The sequence below is a fragment of the Mesorhizobium sp. LNHC252B00 genome (genome assembly GCF_000502955.1).
GTDB lineage: Bacteria > Pseudomonadota > Alphaproteobacteria > Rhizobiales > Rhizobiaceae > Mesorhizobium.
On sequence record NZ_AYWO01000046.1, the window covers coordinates 37,140 to 53,327 of the forward strand.

Sequence of the window (16,188 nt, forward strand, 5' to 3'; positions counted from 1 at the left end):
CATCAGCCCACGCGAGACGGATACCCATCCGGCCGCTTTAAGTGGCGGCCTTGTAGTAGTATTCCATGATATTGGTACAATTGATTGTAGTGATCACTACCATCCACCCCATGGATAGGTCGGCTGCTGTGGGGACCTAAAGTTCTATTCGCGCCTGACGCTCTTATGAGAATCGCAAACTCACCCGCGGCAGGATCACGGCCTCAGAAAGGCCAGCAGGCCTTGGACAGTGGACGGACGACCGGCCTGCGAGCCCTTGGTCGGCGTCGATGTATATGGCGACGACATGGCGGGCGACCGTGGCGATCGGCACAGCCGTCGCCGCAGCTTGTCGCCGAGACAGACCATCGCCGATGCCGAAGTCGGCGGCACAATGCTCATACATGCCGGACTGCCTGACTAAGCTGGAGGCCACGCAGCGCCGCTACCGGCGCCGGCGTGACCAATTGCGAATTCGTCGCCGGCGACGCCTATGAACTCGCTACTCTGGTGTCACGCCCCGTCGACCTCGTCTTCATGGCCAACGCTTTCCATGGCGTCCCGGACCGACCGCGGCTGGCACGTGCCGTGCGCGAGGCGCTCGCCCCCGGCGGGCATTATGCCATCGTCAACTGACACCGGCGCCGCGCGAGACGACGACGGTCCTGGGCGAGCCGCGCGGCCCGCGAAGCGAACTCAGGCTAATATCCATGAGCAGCGGATCGTTTTGGACGGCAACGGCCGAGTTACAGCCCAGAATGCGCTCGAAATAATGGCCGCTGAGCAACGGACGGCCAAACCGCGCCTCAGCCTCCGCATGCTCCGCCGGCATGAATTCGAGTCGGCGATCGAAATTGCCGAAACAAGGTGTGCACCTAGCGAATGCGGCTACATCTTCACGAGGCCGGGAAAAAGCCCATCCATCCGCAGCGCGTCGACAACGTCCTGGCAATTGACACCGGCAAACATCGTGTCCTGGGCTCTTTGCGACCTTCGGACCGGCTTTGCACCACGCCAGTGCATTCTCCGTGCCGGCATGGTGCGCGCCAACATGAACATGGGCAGCCACGCCGGGTTCTCGCGAATATCCGACAGGTAGGTCGGAATGCGTACGGCTATGCGACGCAGCATGCTGCCGTTTCGCGCGATCGTTTCAAGGCTTGCCGCGCCGGCTTTGTCGGGGTTCATAACGGTCATCGGGATCCTCAAGGCATGAATGCACTCATCGACGAAGGTTGGGTCCCACTGCTTCGCCGCGATTCGCCGCGGAAGAACTAGGCGCTTGCCACGTTTTGTGCAACGCACAATTGCAGTCAGAAATGGAGGTTGCGCGTTCGAATAAGACAATCGCAACCACCCCAATTACCTCAGGAACTGTCTGTAGCCGCCGCCCATCAGGTAGCGGCCACGTTGGATGGCGCGACGTACCTGATCGCGAAGATGGCCACCTGGATGACGCCAATCTTCTTCGACGCGGCGTGTCCCGAACAAGGCAATGGCGACCTCCTGATGAGATGCTCCGGCAAGCGAGCCATCCAAAGCCTGGAGTACGATACGCAGACGCGCTCCGCGGTGTTCCGCCGGAAAGCAAGCAGCTGACAGGCGGGCGCAACCATTGACGTGGTTCAAGAACTGAAGGGCAGCGACATGGAACTTGAGGTGCTGCGGCTGAACGATCGCGTCGACATATAGCCGCAACGGGCGGAGGACGGACGCACCGGAAACGGCGATCTGCAGACTCCGGCAGTTCTCCCTCAGCAGCACGTGCTGCACGCCCGCAGCTGTCAGCAGGATGTCCTTGCAGCATGAGAGCGAAGAAAGGTGAAGCGGTTCAAAATCGTGGTCGAGCCCAAGCGGCTCCGCGGCCGCTCGTAGAATACAGGCGCAATCGCGCGGATCCCAAAAGACCCTTGCCGATGTAGCGTCCGAAAGTGGCGCGTCGGCGAAAAAGAAGGCTCCATTGTCTTAGGAGAGCTGATCCTGTCGTCAACTCGATTATCTGCATGTCGCCTTGGGGTCCGACAATGCAGGCGGACGGTGCCATCTTGGCGTGGTCGCGCTGGAATTGTGGATTGCGCCGAAGAAACTCCCAGGCCCAGCCAGTGCGTGGCAATCGTCTGGCATAGTGGTAAGCGTCGTGGCGACGCCAGTCCGGCCAGCATACAAGGCCGACCGTCGCTTCCTTGGACAGACCAGCATCCTTCATTGCTCAGGTGTCCACTATGGCGCTATGCCGACGGGCCTAGAACCGGTTGCCACAGTACCGGTCCAATCAGACGTCCCCTGCTGCGGATGCGCAAAAGGCTCGCGTGGGAAATCTCGAGAAACCCAGCCACCGCCTCCGTTTTGCCGACGNAGAGCTCGTAGGTCGCCTGGGCCAGCCCGCCCGCAGCCTTGGGCGCCGACGGAGGAAGATCGAGCGCGAAACGACTGCTCTCCCATATGTCGGTGGTCGAGGGCACGACGTCAGCACCCAGCAGCACCGGGAAGGTGTCGCGCAACATTGTGGGTCCGGTGCTGGGCAGAAGACGCACGCAACCGCGAATTCGCCAGTCGGATCCTTTGAGGAGCAGATAGACGGGCTTCAGAGCATCAAACGGATCGGATTCCATCTGGTCTTCGGTATCAACTTCCCAATCGAGCCTTTCCTTGAACACCCGAAACCTGAGCCCGTGCATCTCTTTGAGTTCGCCTGCAAACTCGTTGTAAAAGTCTGGTGTTATCAGTTGCATCATGGTCGCCTCCATGTGGGATGTGTTCCCGCCATCGAAGGGCAAAGCTGACAGCGATGCAGCCTGTAGAGGTTTACAGGTATCGTGGCTGAAGAATCAGGATCTCGTCTGGCCGGAGGCAGCCATTCGTGCAACGGCCTGGTTGATCGTTCGGACGCCGAACTTTGCCTTGGCGTTTTCCAAGTGAAAAGTCACAGTGCGCTTTGAGACGCCGAGAAGCTGGCTGATATCCCAAGCCGACTTGCCGCGCGCCGCCCATTTCAGGCACTCGAACTCCCGCGGGGTGAGCGTTACACCATCCACCACGCGATCATCGGCGAGCCTGCGCCGGACATGGATATGAAAGTTGATGGCCACCAGCTGCAATGCTTTTTCGTAACGTGCCAGTGACCGCAACAGAGGCGGACGGGACTCGTCGGAAGCAAAGGTCAGGGCAGCAAACCGGCCGAGATGATCATGCATGGACATCGTCAGGCCGCCGCAGATGCCAAACTCAGCCGCACTCTCCAGAATTTGTTGCTGCGAATTCGGCAGACAGTGTCGAGCGCGGTCCACACCCCAATCGAATGTATCCCAGCCTTGCAGCCCGCGCAGGATGACCGGATCAAGACTNACAGTGTCGAGCGCGGTCCACACCCCAATCGAATGTATCCCAGCCTTGGAGCCCGCGCAGGATGACCGGATCAAGACTGTGGTACCGCTGTTGCAGATAACGTGATGTCCAGGATGAAGGATAGTTTGAAATCAATTGGGGGGCGTCGCCGGAGGCCGACGGGTAAGTGAAATAGGCGAATAGCGGGAAGTCGAAGCCGGCTGCAGCGGAGGCCATTGCCTCACAGAGATCGGCAGCATCAAAACTTGCAGACAGTTGCTCGACGAAGTTCTCAAACACGCGATGCATTTGCCCTGTGCGTAACCTCCGTTCGCTCAATGCCAGGCAGAGACCTTGTTTTAAACGATCCCGGACGGATACGGCGCGTGCCGAGAACGTGGCTAATCTGTTGAACCAATCCGAAATAGTCTGACGTTGTCTATGAGACGTGTGCCGCCGAGCCAGGCCGCGGCAAGCAACCGTGCCGGTCGATCAAGGCTTGTCATCGGGTGCAGATCTGCCTCTTCGCGAAGTTCCAGGTATTCGACCTCGCGATAGCCTGCAGCCAGAATTGCTGCGCGAGATTCTGCAAGCGTTGGCAGGACGGGTGAGCCGCGCCCAAGCCGCTCAGCCGTCTTGAGCAGGACCGATGATAGCTTGGGAGCAACAGCGCGTTGCGCTGGCGAGAGCCGCACATTGCGCGATGATAGCGCAAGACCGTCGGCTTCACGGACTGTCGGACAGGCAACAATGGTGATTGGAATATCCAGATCCCGGGCCATGCGCCTGACCAGGTGAATTTGCTGAAAGTCCTTTTCGCCAAAGAAGCCGAAGTCAGCGCTGGTCTGCAGGAAGAGCTTGGCGACGACGGTCGCCACGCCATCGAAATGTCCCGGCCGGAAGGCACCGCACAGGCCCTCGCTGACACCGGACACCGAAACGGTGGTGGCGAAGCCCGCCGGATACATCTCCTCTGCATCTGGCGCATAAAGCAGGTGCGCGCCAAGTGGTGCCAGTTTGGCGGCATCCTCGTCCTCGGTGCGCGGATACGCGGCAAGATCGGCCTGGCTGTTGAATTGCTTCGGGTTTACGAAGAGCGTCACGATCACACGGTCTGCCTTCTCGAGTGCAGCGCGCACCAGGCTGAGATGGCCCTCATGCAGGACGCCCATCGTTGGCACCACGGCAATCCTCACGCCCTCGCGGCGCCATGCGGCGACGATTTCGCGAAGCTGGTCAACGCTCCTGACGATCGGCACGCTCACGCTGCTTCTCCGCTCTTGGTGGCGTCCGTGTCGGCGGGCTTGGCCGCATCGGCAAACACGTGCTTGGCGGCCGGAAACTGGCGCTCCTTCACCTCGTGCGCATAGGAAGCGATCGCAGCCGCAGCCGCCTCCCCCAGTTCAGCATAGCGCTTGACGAATTTGGGTCGGAAGTCGCCGAAGAGGCCCAGCATGTCGTCGACGACGAGAATCTGGCCGTCACAGGCTGCCGAGGCACCGATGCCAATGGTCGGGGCCGCCACCTCCCCGGTGATCCGGCGGGCGAGCGCTTCAGGAACCTTTTCCAGGACGACCGCAAAGGCGCCCGCTTCGCTCACCGCAATTGCGTCGCGCCTGATGCGCTCGGCATCCCCGCCCCTGCCCTGCACGCGGTAGCCACCGATGGCGTTGATGGCCTGCGGCGTCAAGCCGACATGAGCCATGACGGGCACGCCGCGTGCGGCGAGGAAGCCGATCGTCTCTGCCATCGTTTCGCCGCCTTCGAGCTTGACGGCCGTGCAGCCGGTCTCCGACATGACGCGCGCAGCATTTCGGAAAGCCTGCTCTGGGCTTTCCTCGTAGGAACCGAACGGCAGGTCGACCACCATCAGCGCCTGCTTGATGCCACGGCGCACCGCCTGGCCGTGCGTGATCATCATCTCCAGCGTGACACCGAGCGTCGAGGGCAGGCCGTGGAGAACCATGCCGACGCTGTCGCCGACGAGCACCACATCACAATGGGGATCGACAAGCCGGGCGACTGGGGTGGTGTAGGCGGTAAGGCAGACGAGCGGCATCCCACCTTTGCGCGAACGAATATCCGGCGGTGTGATCGCCTTGGTGTCACCAAACGCGCTCAATGGATCCTCCTTCCCCTACGTTACCAACCGCGGGTGTCGCCTTTGGCACATTTTTGTGCAGGTGCGAAGAGCTAAAAATGCCCGTGCAGCTGTGGGGTGTTGACGTGCCGACAGGCGCGCTTACACTAAATCGATTAAGGTCCCCCGAGCTGGCCAAGTAATTCGCGAACATGGACGATCAGGCAATACGACTCAGGAAAGACAGAGCCGCCTTCAAGGCCGACGACGTCAAAGTGGACCTGATCGCCCTTGTCGTCGCCGTAAACGACAGTGAACCCTGTGTCCTCACCATCGGCCAGGCAGACACCTTGCCCTCCGGTCCCTTTGCGCTTGAGCACCGATCGCTGCAATCCGGCTTGAGGGGGTGGGTCGAGCAGCAGACCGGCCATCGGCTGGGGTACATTGAGCAACTTTACACGTTCGCTGATCGGGATCGCATCGGCGCCGAGCGCCAGCAGCGCGTCATCTCCATCAGCTATCTTGCATTGACCCGCAAGGAACAGGCAGCGGGCTCGCCCAAGTGCGGATGGCAGAGTTGGTATGAATATTTTCCATGGGAGGACCACCGCTCCGGCACGCCTCCGGTCGTGCTGGACGTTCTGCGACCACGCTTGATTGAATGGGCAAACGGCGTCCGCGATGCGGCCACGCGACGTGAACGCTGGCAGCGGGCGACGATAGCCTTCGGCTTCGACGACCGCCTTTGGAACGAGGAACTCACGCTTCAACGCTATGAGTTAGTCTACGAAGCAGGCCTGGTCCAAGAGGCCGTAAGAGGGCGGGACGCGGCGCCCCCTCCGCTGGTGCCCAGCAAGTCCATGGTCGCCGATCATCGCCGCATCGTGGCGACCGGCATTGCGCGGCTGCGCTCCAAGATCAAATACCGGCCGGTCGTCTTTGAGCTGATGCCGCCGGTCTTCACGCTTTTGCAGCTGCAGCGAACCGTCGAGGCGCTCGCCGGCAGGCTCATCCACAAGCCGAACTTTCGCCGACTGATCGAACAGCAGGAGCTGGTCGAGGAAACCGGAGAGGCCACCGCTGAGACCGGCGGCCGGCCAGCGAAGCTTTTCCGTTTCCGCCACGCCGTTCTCGACGATAGGCTCATCTCCGGGACAAAATTGCCGCTGGCGCGGGGTTGACATCCCTTATACTCACAGCAAGTATATGCTGGTTATTTTCAATTAGAGTATAAGCGGGAGGGGGTCGATGAGCGCCATGCTGCCTACGGCCGCGTTGCTCTACGAGCGCGTCCGACGAGTGATCCCGCCGATCGAATGGCCGGCTTTCGCCGAGGATATCGAGGCGATCCTTGCACTGAAGCGCGAGCGCAACGCCATCATCCTGGCGCACAACTATCAGACGCCCGAGATCTTCCATTGCGTGGCCGACATCGTCGGCGACAGCTTGGCATTAGCCCGCACGGCTGCGACGATCGAGGCGCAAGTCATCGTGCTGGCCGGCGTCCATTTCATGGCCGAAACGGCCAAGCTCCTTAATCCGGACAAGACCGTACTCATTCCGGATCTCAGCGCCGGTTGCTCGTTGGCGGAATCAATCACGGCAGAAGACGTGCGCTTGATGCGCCAGCGTTATCCCGGCGTTCCGATCATCACTTATGTAAACACGTCGGCCGAAGTGAAAGCCGAGTCGGATATCTGCTGTACATCCGGCAACGCCAAGGCGGTCGTCGAATCCCTTGGGGTTCTCCGGGTGATCATGCTGCCGGACGAATATCTGGCCCAGAATATCGCCGCCCAGACCGATGTGCAGATCATCGCCTGGAAAGGGCATTGCGAGGTGCATGAGCGCTTTACACGGGCCGACATCCGCGAGTTGCGCGAAAGCCATGCCGGCGTGGTCGTGCTCGCCCATCCCGAATGCCCGCCCGACGTCGTGGCTGAAGCAGATTTTTCCGGCTCGACGGCTGCCATGTCCGACTATGTCGAAAGGCAAAGGCCGCCACGTGTCGTGCTGATGACGGAATGCTCGATGAGCGACAACGTCGCGTTAGCGCACCCAGAGGTCGAGTTCATCCGGCCCTGCAACTTGTGCCCGCACATGAAGCGGATCACGCTTGCCAACATCCGCACGGCGCTCGAGCAGAACCAACATGTCGTAACCATCGAACCCGGGATCGCCGGGCGCGCGCGGCTTGCGGTCGAACGGATGCTGGCAGTTTGAGCGCCGACCTCCGCAGCTTCTTCGGGCGGCCGATCATCATCGGCGGCGGCATCGCCGGACTGATGACCGCGCTTCAATTGTCGCCGGAGCCGGTGCTTCTTCTGTCAAGGTCGCTGCTGGGAGCTGACAATTCGAGCACCTGGGCACAGGGGGGTCTGGCTGCAAGTTTCGGCGAAGACGACGATCCGGCAATGCACCTGGCCGATACGCTTGCCGCCGGGGATGGTCTCTGCGACAGAGAAGTGGCGAGCCGCATCCTCCAAGCCGCGCCCAAGGCGATAGAGGGGCTTGCGGGCTTTGGGGTTCCCTTTGACCGCACGCCGAAAGGATCACTGTGCCTCGGATTGGAGGCCGCACACAGCCGACGTCGCATCGTTCACGCGCATGGGGACGGCACCGGGCGTGAGATCATGCGTGCCCTGATCGCGGCTGTGCGTTCCACTCCGTCGATAGTTGTCGTGGAGGGCGTGGAAGCGCGCCGGCTGGCCGTGCGAGAGAATGCGATCCGGGGCGTCTGGGCGAGCTGTTCGATCGGACCTTTCTTCTTCGGCTCACGGCGGGTCGTCCTCGCCACCGGTGGCATCGGGGGACTGTTTCTCGACACCACGAACCCTTGGGGCAGTTGCGGACAAGGCCTTGCACTTGCGGCCCGCGCTGGAGCTGTCCTAGCCGACCTCGAATTCATCCAGTTCCACCCGACCGCGCTTGACGGCCCAGAACGCCCTATGGCGCTGGTCAGCGAGGCTGTCCGAGGCGAAGGTGCTGCCCTGATCGATGAAACCGGCCAGGCTTTTCTTCAAAGCGTGCCAGGGGCGGAACTTGCGCCTCGCGATGTCTTGGCCCGCGCCGTTTGGAACCATCTTGCGAACGGCCACCGTGTTTTTCTCGACGCCCGACAACGGCCTGGCCCGGCATTCGCTCGACATTTCCCGACAATCGCATCAGCCTGTCGTGGAGCGGGCATCAATCCCGCGCGCGATCTCATCCCCATTCGTCCGGCCCAACACTACCACATGGGTGGCGTTGCCGTGGACAGCTTTGGCAGGACCTCCGTCGAGGGGCTGTGGGCCTGCGGCGAAGTCGCTTCGACAGGACTGCATGGCGCCAACAGGCTCGCCAGCAATTCCTTGACCGAGGCAATCGTGTGCGCCCGCTGGGTCGCTGAAAGTGTCGCCGGAACGCCTGCTCGCAGAACAAGACCTGCGTTTGCGAACGTTTACCCACCGCCCGCTCCGATACCCGTGCGTGTTTTCCTGTCGCGCGCACTCGGCATCGTCCGGGACGGTGAAGGGTTGAAAGCAGCCGCGCGTGCCTTATTGCCGCTCGCCGAAAGCAAGGATGCGGTCTCGGATCCGGCGGCTGTCGGGCTAATGATCGCGGTTGCCGCCTTGTTGCGCGAAGAAAGCCGCGGCGCTCATTACCGGACAGATTTTCCTCATCATGCGACTGCCGCCCGACGGTCCGAAATCACGCTCGAAGCCGCCTTGGCCGCTGCGCGCGAACTCGGACACTCGCCAAACTTGGAAGGGGCAAAGTGATGAGGCTCTCACCGCTTCCCACGGTCATGCTTGAGCCGCTTGTACGGGCATCGCTTCTTGAAGACCTTGGCAGAGCCGGCGACTTGACCACGGATGCCATCGTCCCGAAGGAATACCAAGCGGGAACCGTGTTGGTGGCGCGACAGTCCGGAGTTGTCGCCGGCCTCGATCTGGCGATGCTCGCTTTCCACTTGATTGATCCTGATGTCGAAATCTCGGTGGAGCGGGCAGACGGCTGCAATGTCGTGGATGGAGAGATCATTGCATCAGTGGTTGGCCCGGCCCGGGCCATTCTCACAGCCGAAAGGACGGCACTCAATTTTTTGTGCCATCTGAGCGGCATCGCCACGGCAACGGCATCGATCGTCGCTGCGGTTCGTGGGTATGGCGCGAAGATCGTCTGCACCCGCAAGACGACGCCCGGATTGCGGGCAGTCGAAAAGTATGCCGTGCGCGCAGGTGGCGGGTCCAATCACCGCTTCGGTCTGGACGATGCAATTTTGATCAAGGACAACCACATCGCCATCGCAGGCGGCGTCCGCCCAGCGCTCGAGCGAGCACGAAGAGCGGCCGGTCATCTCGTCAAGATCGAAGTCGAGGTCGATACTCTGGCCCAGTTGGAGGAGGTACTTGGCTTCGATCCCGATGCGGTTCTGCTCGACAACATGTCCCTCCCCGATCTTCGCCGCGCCGTCGCAATTGTCGGTGGCCGCGCTATCACCGAGGCTTCTGGCGGGATCACGTCCCATACAGCGCGGGCGGTTGCCGCGACCGGCGTTGATCTGATTTCGGTCGGCCGACTCATCCACAGCGCGCCGATCCTGGATATCGGCCTCGACCATCGGGGCTCATGATTGTCTGAGTCAGGATTGGGTCAACTGTCCTCTCCGATCGTCAACAGTCAGATAGCAAAGACCCCGCAAGACAGACCGGAGGAACAGCATGGACATGCAAACGGCAAGTTCAACGCAGACATCGCCACAGGCTCAATCCCCTGACGCCGGAGCGTGGACCCTGGAGAAGGCTCAGGCACTTTACCATGCCCCCTTCAACAATCTCCTCTTCCTGGCGCAAACGGTGCACCGCCAGAATTTCGATCCAAACAAGGTCCAGCTCAGCCGGCTGCTCAGCATCAAGACGGGCGGATGCCCGGAGGATTGCGGCTATTGCAGCCAGTCGGCGCATCACGAGACCGGCCTGAAGGCGTCGAAGCTGATGGAGGTCAGGCGCGTCGTCGCCGAGGCGAAGAAAGCGCGTGACGCCGGCGCCACGCGTTATTGCATGGGAGCCGCCTGGCGGAACCCCAAAGCGCGCGACATGGATGCGATGGTGGCGATGGTCGAGGGCGTCAAGGCGCTGGGCATGGAGACCTGCATGACGCTGGGCATGCTCGATCTTGAGCAAGCCGCTCGTCTGAAGCAGGCGGGTCTCGACTATTACAACCACAACATCGATACGTCGGAACGCTACTACAGCGAGGTCATCAGCACGCGGAGTTTCGCCGAGCGGCTCGAGACACTCGAGCACGTTCGCCAATCTGGCATCAAGGTCTGCTGCGGCGGCATTATCGGCATGGGCGAGGAGCCGGTGGACCGGATCGACATGCTGGTGACGCTGGCCAATCTGCCGGAACATCCGCAAAGCGTTCCGATCAACATGCTGATTCCGATCGCCGGCACGCCGCTTGCCGATGCCAAGCCCATTGAGCCGATCGAATTCGTGCGCGTGATCGCGCTGGCGCGCATCATGATGCCGAAATCGCATATCCGTCTCTCCGCCGGCCGTATGGCCATGACCGACGAGATGCAGGCGCTGTGCTTTTTTGCCGGCGCCAACTCGATTTTCGTCGGCGACACGCTGCTGACGGCGGATAATCCCGGTGAGGACAAGGATACCCTGCTGTTCCGGCGCCTTGGCATCGAGCCGATGGAACTCGAAGCGCAATGAACGGGGCGCCGCTTGCCAGTTATGATGCGACCTTGAAGAGGCTGGCGCGCAAGGACCGGCTGCGGACGCTTTCGCCCCGCGCCGGGCTGGACTTCTCGTCGAACGACTATCTCGGGCTGGCCTCGTCCAGGAGACTTGGCGATGCTGTTGTGGCGGCGATTGCGCGGGGCACGCCGGTTGGCGCCACCGGGTCGCGGCTGTTGCGCGGCAATGCACCGGAACACGAGCAGCTCGAGGCAGACGCGGCGGCATTCTTTGGAGCCGACCGCGCGCTGTTCTTCGGCAGCGGCTACATCGCCAACTTCGCTCTGCTGAGTGCCCTGCCGCAGAAGGGCGATCTTTTGGTTCTCGATGAGCTCGCCCATGCCAGCATGCATGAGGGTGCGCAGGCCGGGCGCGCACAGTTCGTGCTGGCCGCGCACAACGATGCCACCGCTGTTGAGGATGCGATCACACGTTGGCGCGCCGCAGGCGGCATGGGATGCGTCTGGATCGCGGTGGAAAGCCTTTACAGCATGGATGGCGACTGCGCGCCTTTGGAGAGCCTGGTCGCGCTTGCCGATCGGCACGGCGCATTCATCGTCATTGACGAGGCGCATTCGACCGGCGTCTGGGGACCGGACGGCCGGGGGCTTGCCGCCGCTTTCGAGGGCCGCGACAACATCGTCGCGCTCCACACCTGCGGCAAGGCGCTCGGCGCATCTGGTGGGCTCGTGACCGGGCCGAGGACACTGTGCGAGTATCTGATCAACCGTTGCCGGCCATTCATCTACGCCACCGCGCCATCGCCGCTGATGGCAGTGGCAGTGCGCGAAGCACTCGCAATGCTCGCCGACGAGCCTATACGGCGTGTTCAGCTGCATGAACGCGTTGCCCTCGCCGGCCGCCAGCTGGCCGAGCGCTGCGGCGTGATACCCAGCGGCTCGCAGATCCAGCCCCTCGTAATCGGCGATGTCAGGCGCACCATGGCAGTGGCGGCGCGCCTGCAGGCCCGCGGCTTCGACATACGCGGTATTCGTCCTCCGACCGTGCCCGAGGGCACGTCGCGGCTGCGCATCTCACTGACGCTCAATATCGGCGAAACCGACATTTCCGCCATGGTCGAGGCGCTGGTCGAGGTGTTGGCCCAAACATCGCCGGAGGCGATATGACCCAACGCATCGTCATCACCGGAACCGACACGGGAGTTGGCAAGACCGTGTTTGCGGCTGGGCTCGCCGGCCTGCTCGACGGCTTTTACTGGAAACCGGTGCAATCGGGCCTCGACGGCGAGACCGACAGCGAGGTGGTCGCGCGGCTTGCCGGCTTGCCCTCAGAGCGCGTGCTGCCGGAAGCCTACCGCTTGCGGAGCCCGCTGTCGCCGCATCGTTCGGCCGAGATCGACAGCGTCGCGATCAAGGCTGACGATCTTAACTTTCCCGTCCTACCGACGCCGCTCGTCATCGAAGGCTCCGGCGGCCTGATGGTGCCGCTCAACCGGCGCACAAGGTTCATCGACATCTTCGCTGAATGGCGGCTGCCCGTTATTCTGTGCGCCCGCACCACGCTCGGCACCATCAACCACACCTTGCTCTCGGTCGAGGCGCTCCGCGCCCGCTCCATCCCGTTGGCGGGCATCGCTTTCATCGGCGATGAGATGGCCGATACGCAACGGACCATCGTGGAATTCAGCGGTGCGCCGCAGCTCGGCAGGCTGCCGCACCTCGATGTGCTGACGGGCAAAACACTGAGGGACGCAATGATTGCCGGCTTCGCCTTCGCCTCGATTACTGGAGGTGACTGATGTCGCAGTCCCATGTCTGGCATCCCTTCACCCAGCACGCGCTCGAGCCTGCGATCCCAGAAATCGTCCGGACTGAAGGCGCCTATCTCCGCAGGGCCGACGGCGCCCGCATCCTGGACGCCATCTCCTCCTGGTGGGTCGTCACACATGGCCACCGCCATCCCCGCATCATGAAGGCAATCGAGACGACCGCGTCGAGCCTCGACCAGATTATCTTTGCGGGCTTCACGCACGAGCCGGCAGAGCGCTTGGCCAAGGCGCTTNCTCCTGGTGGGTCGTCACACATGGCCACCGCCATCCCCGCATCATGAAGGCAATCGAGACAACCGCGTCGAGCCTCGACCAGATTATCTTTGCGGGCTTCACGCACGAGCCGGCAGAGCGCTTGGCCAAGGCGCTTGTCGGCCTCGCTCCCGCTGGACTCGACTGGGTGTTCTATTCCGACAGTGGCTCGACCTCGGTCGAAGTAGCGCTGAAGATGGCACTCGGTTATTTCCGCAACATCGGCGCCCCACGCTCGCGCATCGTCGTCATGGAGCACAGCTATCATGGCGACACGATCGGCACGATGAGCGTCGGTGCGCGTGGCGTGTTCAACGCCGCCTACGAACCCTTGCTGTTCGAGGTCGACACCATCCCCTTTCCGGCAGCGGGGCGCGAGCAGGAGACGCTGGATCGTTTAGAGGCTGTGACCCGCGATCGACGAGCCGCAGCCTTAATCGTCGAGCCGCTGGTGCTGGGCGCCGGCGGCATGCTGATGTATCCGGCTTCAGTTCTGGCCGAATTGAAGAAGATCACTGAGGCCTCCGGCACGCTGCTGATCGCCGACGAAGTGATGACCGGCTGGGGGCGGACCGGAACCATGTTCGCCTGCGAGCAGGCATCGATCTCTCCAGATATCCTGTGCACCTCGAAAGGCCTGACCGGCGGCGCCATCCCGCTGGCCGTAACGCTTGCCACCGTTGCCATCTTCCAGGCTCATTATTCCGAGGACCGGAAGAAGACGTTTTTCCATTCGAGCTCCTACACTGCCAACCCGATTGCCTGCGCGGCAGCACTTGCCAATGTCGAGATCTGGCGGGACGAGCCGGTGGCCGAGCGCATTGCGGCCTTGAGCGCAATGCAGGCCGCCGGGCTTCGACGCTTTCGCGACAACAGCTTCTTCACCGACTGCCGAGCCACGGGAACAATTGCGGCGCTCGACCTGCGAACCGGTTCCGCAGGTTATCTCGCCGAGATTGGTCCGAAGCTGCGTGCGTTCTTCCTCGAGCGCGGCCTGCTTGTGCGCCCGCTCGGCAATGTCCTCTACCTTCTGCCACCCTATTGCATCACCGGCGACGAGCTCGAGCGACTCTATGACGCCATTGAGGAGGCGGGCGAACGCTTCGGGTCCAGGCCATGAGCAAGTCGTCGCGCATACTCGGGTTTGGCCATCATGCGCCTGGGCGAAAGGTGGCGAATGCCGAAATCGAGAGCAATCTCGGTCTTGATCCAGGCTGGATCGAAAGGCGTACCGGGATACGGTCGCGCTTCTGGGCAACCGACGAAGACACGCTGTCTGGTCTTGCTGCGCAGGCCGGCGACATGGCGCTGGCGAACGCCGGCATTGCGCGCCACGACATCGGTCTGCTGCTGCTTGCCACCTCGACGCCCGACCATCTTCTGCCGCCCAGCGCGCCGCTGGTCGCACACAAGCTTGGCCTTGGTCGCGCAGGCGCAGTGGATCTGACCGGCGCCTGCGCCGGCTTCATCTACGCGCTGATGTTTGCGGACGGATTTACCCGCCTGCACGGCAAAGCGAGCCTTGTTATCGCCGCCAACATCCTCAGCCGCCGCATCAATCCAGCCGAGCGCGCAAGCTCGGTCCTGTTTGCCGATGCCGCCGGCGCCCTGGTGATCGGTCAGTGCGATGATGCTGATCGGGGCATTCTCGGTGCCTCGGTGGATTCGGACGGCTCGCGATACGGGCTGATCCAGATTCCCGCAGGAGGAAGCAACAAGCCGTTCCACGGTGACCTCGATCTCGCGCAAACCCGAATGAGGATGACGGACGGCCGCGAAGTGTTCGCAAAGGCCGTCGAGATGATGACCGATTGCTCGATAAGCGCGCTAGCCGCTGCCGGAGTGCGGCCACACGATCTCGGCCGGTTCGTGCCGCATCAGGCCAATACTCGGATTTTCGACGCGGTCGGGAGGAACCTCGGCATCGCGGACCAAGCAATTGTCAAGACGATTGCCGAATACGGCAACTCTTCGGCCGCGACGATCCCGCTGTCGCTCTCGCTCGCCAACCAGACGGAGCCATTCCAGCCTGGAGAGAAAATCCTTCTGTCGGCGGCGGGTGCGGGTCTCAGCGGCGGCGCTCTCGTGGTTGGAATCTAGCCGGCCGGCTCACGCGCGCAGGACTGGCCATGAATGGCAATAGGGCAACAGAACCAATGCCAAAATGGCCTTCTGAAGCTCGACATGACCGAGCTGACGCAGCACGACCCCGTGCGAGCCTCTGGATGAGATCAAATGCATCACCCGTTGCATCATTCGTGCCATCTGAATAAAGCTCAAATACAAAGGGTGAGCCGCCCCATATATGTCTGATACCCGACATTGTTCACATAAAAGGCTCGATGCTTACACGCTCTTTGCTCTCTTCTCTTTGCTGTCTGCTCTTTTCTCTTTGCTCTTTGCTCTTCCGTCTTGACTAGCAGGAGCATGCGGCTTATCTCATTGCCGCGTTAGCACTCGCTTCGGCCGAGTGCTAAGCACGCTCCGGCAACGGAGAACCGTTCAACATCCGCACCAAGGAAATCCAAAAATGGCAAAGTCGAATTTCCGGCCGCTGCATGACCGCGTGGTCGTTCGCCGGGTCGAATCCGAATCCAAGACCGCCGGCGGGATCATCATCCCGGATACGGCGAAGGAAAAGCCGCAGGAAGGCGAGATCATCGCCGTCGGCTCCGGCGCTCGTGACGAAGCTGGCAAGCTGGTCCCGCTGGACGTCAAGGCCGGCGACCGCATCCTGTTCGGCAAGTGGTCGGGTACCGAAGTCAAGCTCAATGGCGAAGACCTTCTGATCATGAAGGAATCCGACATTATGGGCATCATCGGCTGACACGCTGCCGCCTTTCCTTCGCACCATCAAATCTGAATTTCGGGCGAGATGCCCAGGAGTAAAAAAATGGCTGCCAAAGACGTAAAATTCTCCCGCGATGCCCGTGAGCGCATGCTTCACGGCATCAACATCCTCGCCGACGCGGTGAAGGTCACGCTCGGCCCCAAGGGCCGCAACGTCGTCATCGACAAGTCGTTCGGCGCGC

At 62.0% G+C, this 16,188-nt stretch carries 15 protein-coding genes and 3 pseudogenes; 12 read left to right on the forward strand and 6 right to left on the reverse strand.

All coding sequences use genetic code 11. The features are described 5' to 3' along the window. The first annotated feature begins 438 nt into the window (after window positions 1-438). A complete protein-coding gene (locus X744_RS1000000175695; protein WP_023762808.1) occupies window positions 439-615 on the forward strand; it encodes a class I SAM-dependent methyltransferase in 177 nt (58 codons plus the stop codon). 64 nt (window positions 616-679) lie between these two features. Here the strand turns inward: X744_RS1000000175695 and X744_RS01000000170485 are convergent. From X744_RS01000000170485 to panB, 6 genes and pseudogenes are all read right to left on the reverse strand, one after another. Next, window positions 680-1,176, reverse strand: a pseudogene (locus X744_RS01000000170485) (hypothetical protein); the annotation flags it as partial. A 165-nt stretch (window positions 1,177-1,341) separates the two neighbouring features. Beyond that, a complete protein-coding gene (locus tag X744_RS141420) occupies window positions 1,342-1,752 on the reverse strand; it encodes a DUF2285 domain-containing protein (protein WP_023762811.1) in 411 nt (136 codons plus the stop codon). Window positions 1,753-2,207: 455 nt separating this feature from the next. Continuing rightward, a complete protein-coding gene (locus X744_RS141415) occupies window positions 2,208-2,714 on the reverse strand; it encodes an acyl-homoserine-lactone synthase (RefSeq protein ID WP_031261333.1) in 507 nt (168 codons plus the stop codon). Between the two features lie 93 nt (window positions 2,715-2,807). Further along, a pseudogene (locus X744_RS01000000170490) lies at window positions 2,808-3,612 on the reverse strand (LuxR family transcriptional regulator). Between the two features lie 92 nt (window positions 3,613-3,704). Next, the gene (gene panC / locus X744_RS141410) at window positions 3,705-4,568 is read right to left on the reverse strand and encodes a pantoate--beta-alanine ligase (protein WP_031261334.1); all 864 of its coding nucleotides are present in this window, start codon (window positions 4,566-4,568) and stop codon (window positions 3,705-3,707) included. Further along, window positions 4,565-5,425 carry a 3-methyl-2-oxobutanoate hydroxymethyltransferase gene (gene panB / locus X744_RS141405; protein ID WP_031261335.1) on the reverse strand — a complete coding sequence of 287 codons (861 nt, stop codon included), beginning with the start codon at window positions 5,423-5,425 and terminating at the stop codon, window positions 4,565-4,567. Before panB ends, panC begins: the two co-directional genes overlap by 4 nt. A 170-nt stretch (window positions 5,426-5,595) precedes the next feature. On the opposite strand from panB, the gene X744_RS141400 reads away from it, so the two are divergent. From X744_RS141400 to groES, 11 genes and pseudogenes are all read left to right on the forward strand, one after another. Then, on the forward strand, window positions 5,596-6,564 hold the full coding sequence (locus X744_RS141400; RefSeq protein ID WP_023762816.1) for a membrane protein: 969 nt from the start codon (window positions 5,596-5,598) through the stop codon (window positions 6,562-6,564). A gap of 67 nt (window positions 6,565-6,631) precedes the next feature. After that, window positions 6,632-7,606: a quinolinate synthase NadA gene (nadA, locus tag X744_RS141395; protein ID WP_023762817.1), complete on the forward strand. Its 975-nt coding sequence runs from the start codon at window positions 6,632-6,634 to the stop codon at window positions 7,604-7,606. After that, window positions 7,603-9,144, forward strand: coding sequence for an L-aspartate oxidase (locus tag X744_RS141390; RefSeq protein WP_023762818.1), 1,542 nt, complete (start codon window positions 7,603-7,605; stop codon window positions 9,142-9,144). The genes nadA and X744_RS141390 overlap by 4 nt, the downstream gene beginning before the upstream one ends. Next, entirely contained in the window at window positions 9,144-9,998 is an 855-nt protein-coding gene (gene nadC, locus X744_RS141385; RefSeq protein ID WP_023762819.1) for a carboxylating nicotinate-nucleotide diphosphorylase, read from the forward strand. The genes X744_RS141390 and nadC overlap by 1 nt, the downstream gene beginning before the upstream one ends. Window positions 9,999-10,092: 94 nt before the next feature. Then, window positions 10,093-11,091, forward strand: a complete 999-nt coding sequence (bioB, locus tag X744_RS141380) for a biotin synthase BioB (protein WP_050589613.1) — start codon at window positions 10,093-10,095, stop codon at window positions 11,089-11,091. Then, window positions 11,088-12,242: an 8-amino-7-oxononanoate synthase gene (locus X744_RS141375; protein ID WP_023762821.1), complete on the forward strand. Its 1,155-nt coding sequence runs from the start codon at window positions 11,088-11,090 to the stop codon at window positions 12,240-12,242. Before bioB ends, X744_RS141375 begins: the two co-directional genes overlap by 4 nt. After that, window positions 12,239-12,874: a dethiobiotin synthase gene (gene bioD / locus X744_RS141370; RefSeq protein ID WP_023762822.1), complete on the forward strand. Its 636-nt coding sequence runs from the start codon at window positions 12,239-12,241 to the stop codon at window positions 12,872-12,874. Before X744_RS141375 ends, bioD begins: the two co-directional genes overlap by 4 nt. Beyond that, window positions 12,874-13,125, forward strand: a pseudogene (locus X744_RS1000000174165) (aminotransferase class III-fold pyridoxal phosphate-dependent enzyme); the annotation flags it as partial. The gene bioD and the pseudogene X744_RS1000000174165, both read left to right, overlap by 1 nt. Next, window positions 13,008-14,276 (forward strand): adenosylmethionine--8-amino-7-oxononanoate transaminase, encoded by a 1,269-nt coding sequence (locus tag X744_RS141365; RefSeq protein ID WP_084025758.1) that lies wholly within the window; start codon window positions 13,008-13,010, stop codon window positions 14,274-14,276. The pseudogene X744_RS1000000174165 and the gene X744_RS141365, both read left to right, overlap by 118 nt. After that, entirely contained in the window at window positions 14,273-15,256 is a 984-nt protein-coding gene (locus X744_RS141360) for a beta-ketoacyl-ACP synthase III (RefSeq protein ID WP_023762825.1), read from the forward strand. Before X744_RS141365 ends, X744_RS141360 begins: the two co-directional genes overlap by 4 nt. A gap of 430 nt (window positions 15,257-15,686) precedes the next feature. Continuing rightward, entirely contained in the window at window positions 15,687-15,983 is a 297-nt protein-coding gene (gene groES, locus X744_RS141355) for a co-chaperone GroES (RefSeq protein WP_019863563.1), read from the forward strand. The last annotated feature ends 205 nt before the right edge of the window (window positions 15,984-16,188 follow it).

What these genes read in the sequence shown, in the direction of transcription:
- X744_RS141360 (WP_023762825.1), top strand. Translation starts at nt 14,273, where the DNA reads ATGAGCAAGTCGTCGCGCATACTCGGGTTTGGCCATCATGCGCCTGGG.
- X744_RS141400 (WP_023762816.1), top strand. Translation starts at nt 5,596, where the DNA reads ATGGACGATCAGGCAATACGACTCAGGAAAGACAGAGCCGCCTTCAAG.
- groES (WP_019863563.1), top strand. Translation starts at nt 15,687, where the DNA reads ATGGCAAAGTCGAATTTCCGGCCGCTGCATGACCGCGTGGTCGTTCGC.
- nadC (WP_023762819.1), top strand. Translation starts at nt 9,144, where the DNA reads ATGAGGCTCTCACCGCTTCCCACGGTCATGCTTGAGCCGCTTGTACGG.
- nadA (WP_023762817.1), top strand. Translation starts at nt 6,632, where the DNA reads ATGAGCGCCATGCTGCCTACGGCCGCGTTGCTCTACGAGCGCGTCCGA.
- bioD (WP_023762822.1), top strand. Translation starts at nt 12,239, where the DNA reads ATGACCCAACGCATCGTCATCACCGGAACCGACACGGGAGTTGGCAAG.
- X744_RS141375 (WP_023762821.1), top strand. Translation starts at nt 11,088, where the DNA reads ATGAACGGGGCGCCGCTTGCCAGTTATGATGCGACCTTGAAGAGGCTG.
- bioB (WP_050589613.1), top strand. Translation starts at nt 10,093, where the DNA reads ATGCAAACGGCAAGTTCAACGCAGACATCGCCACAGGCTCAATCCCCT.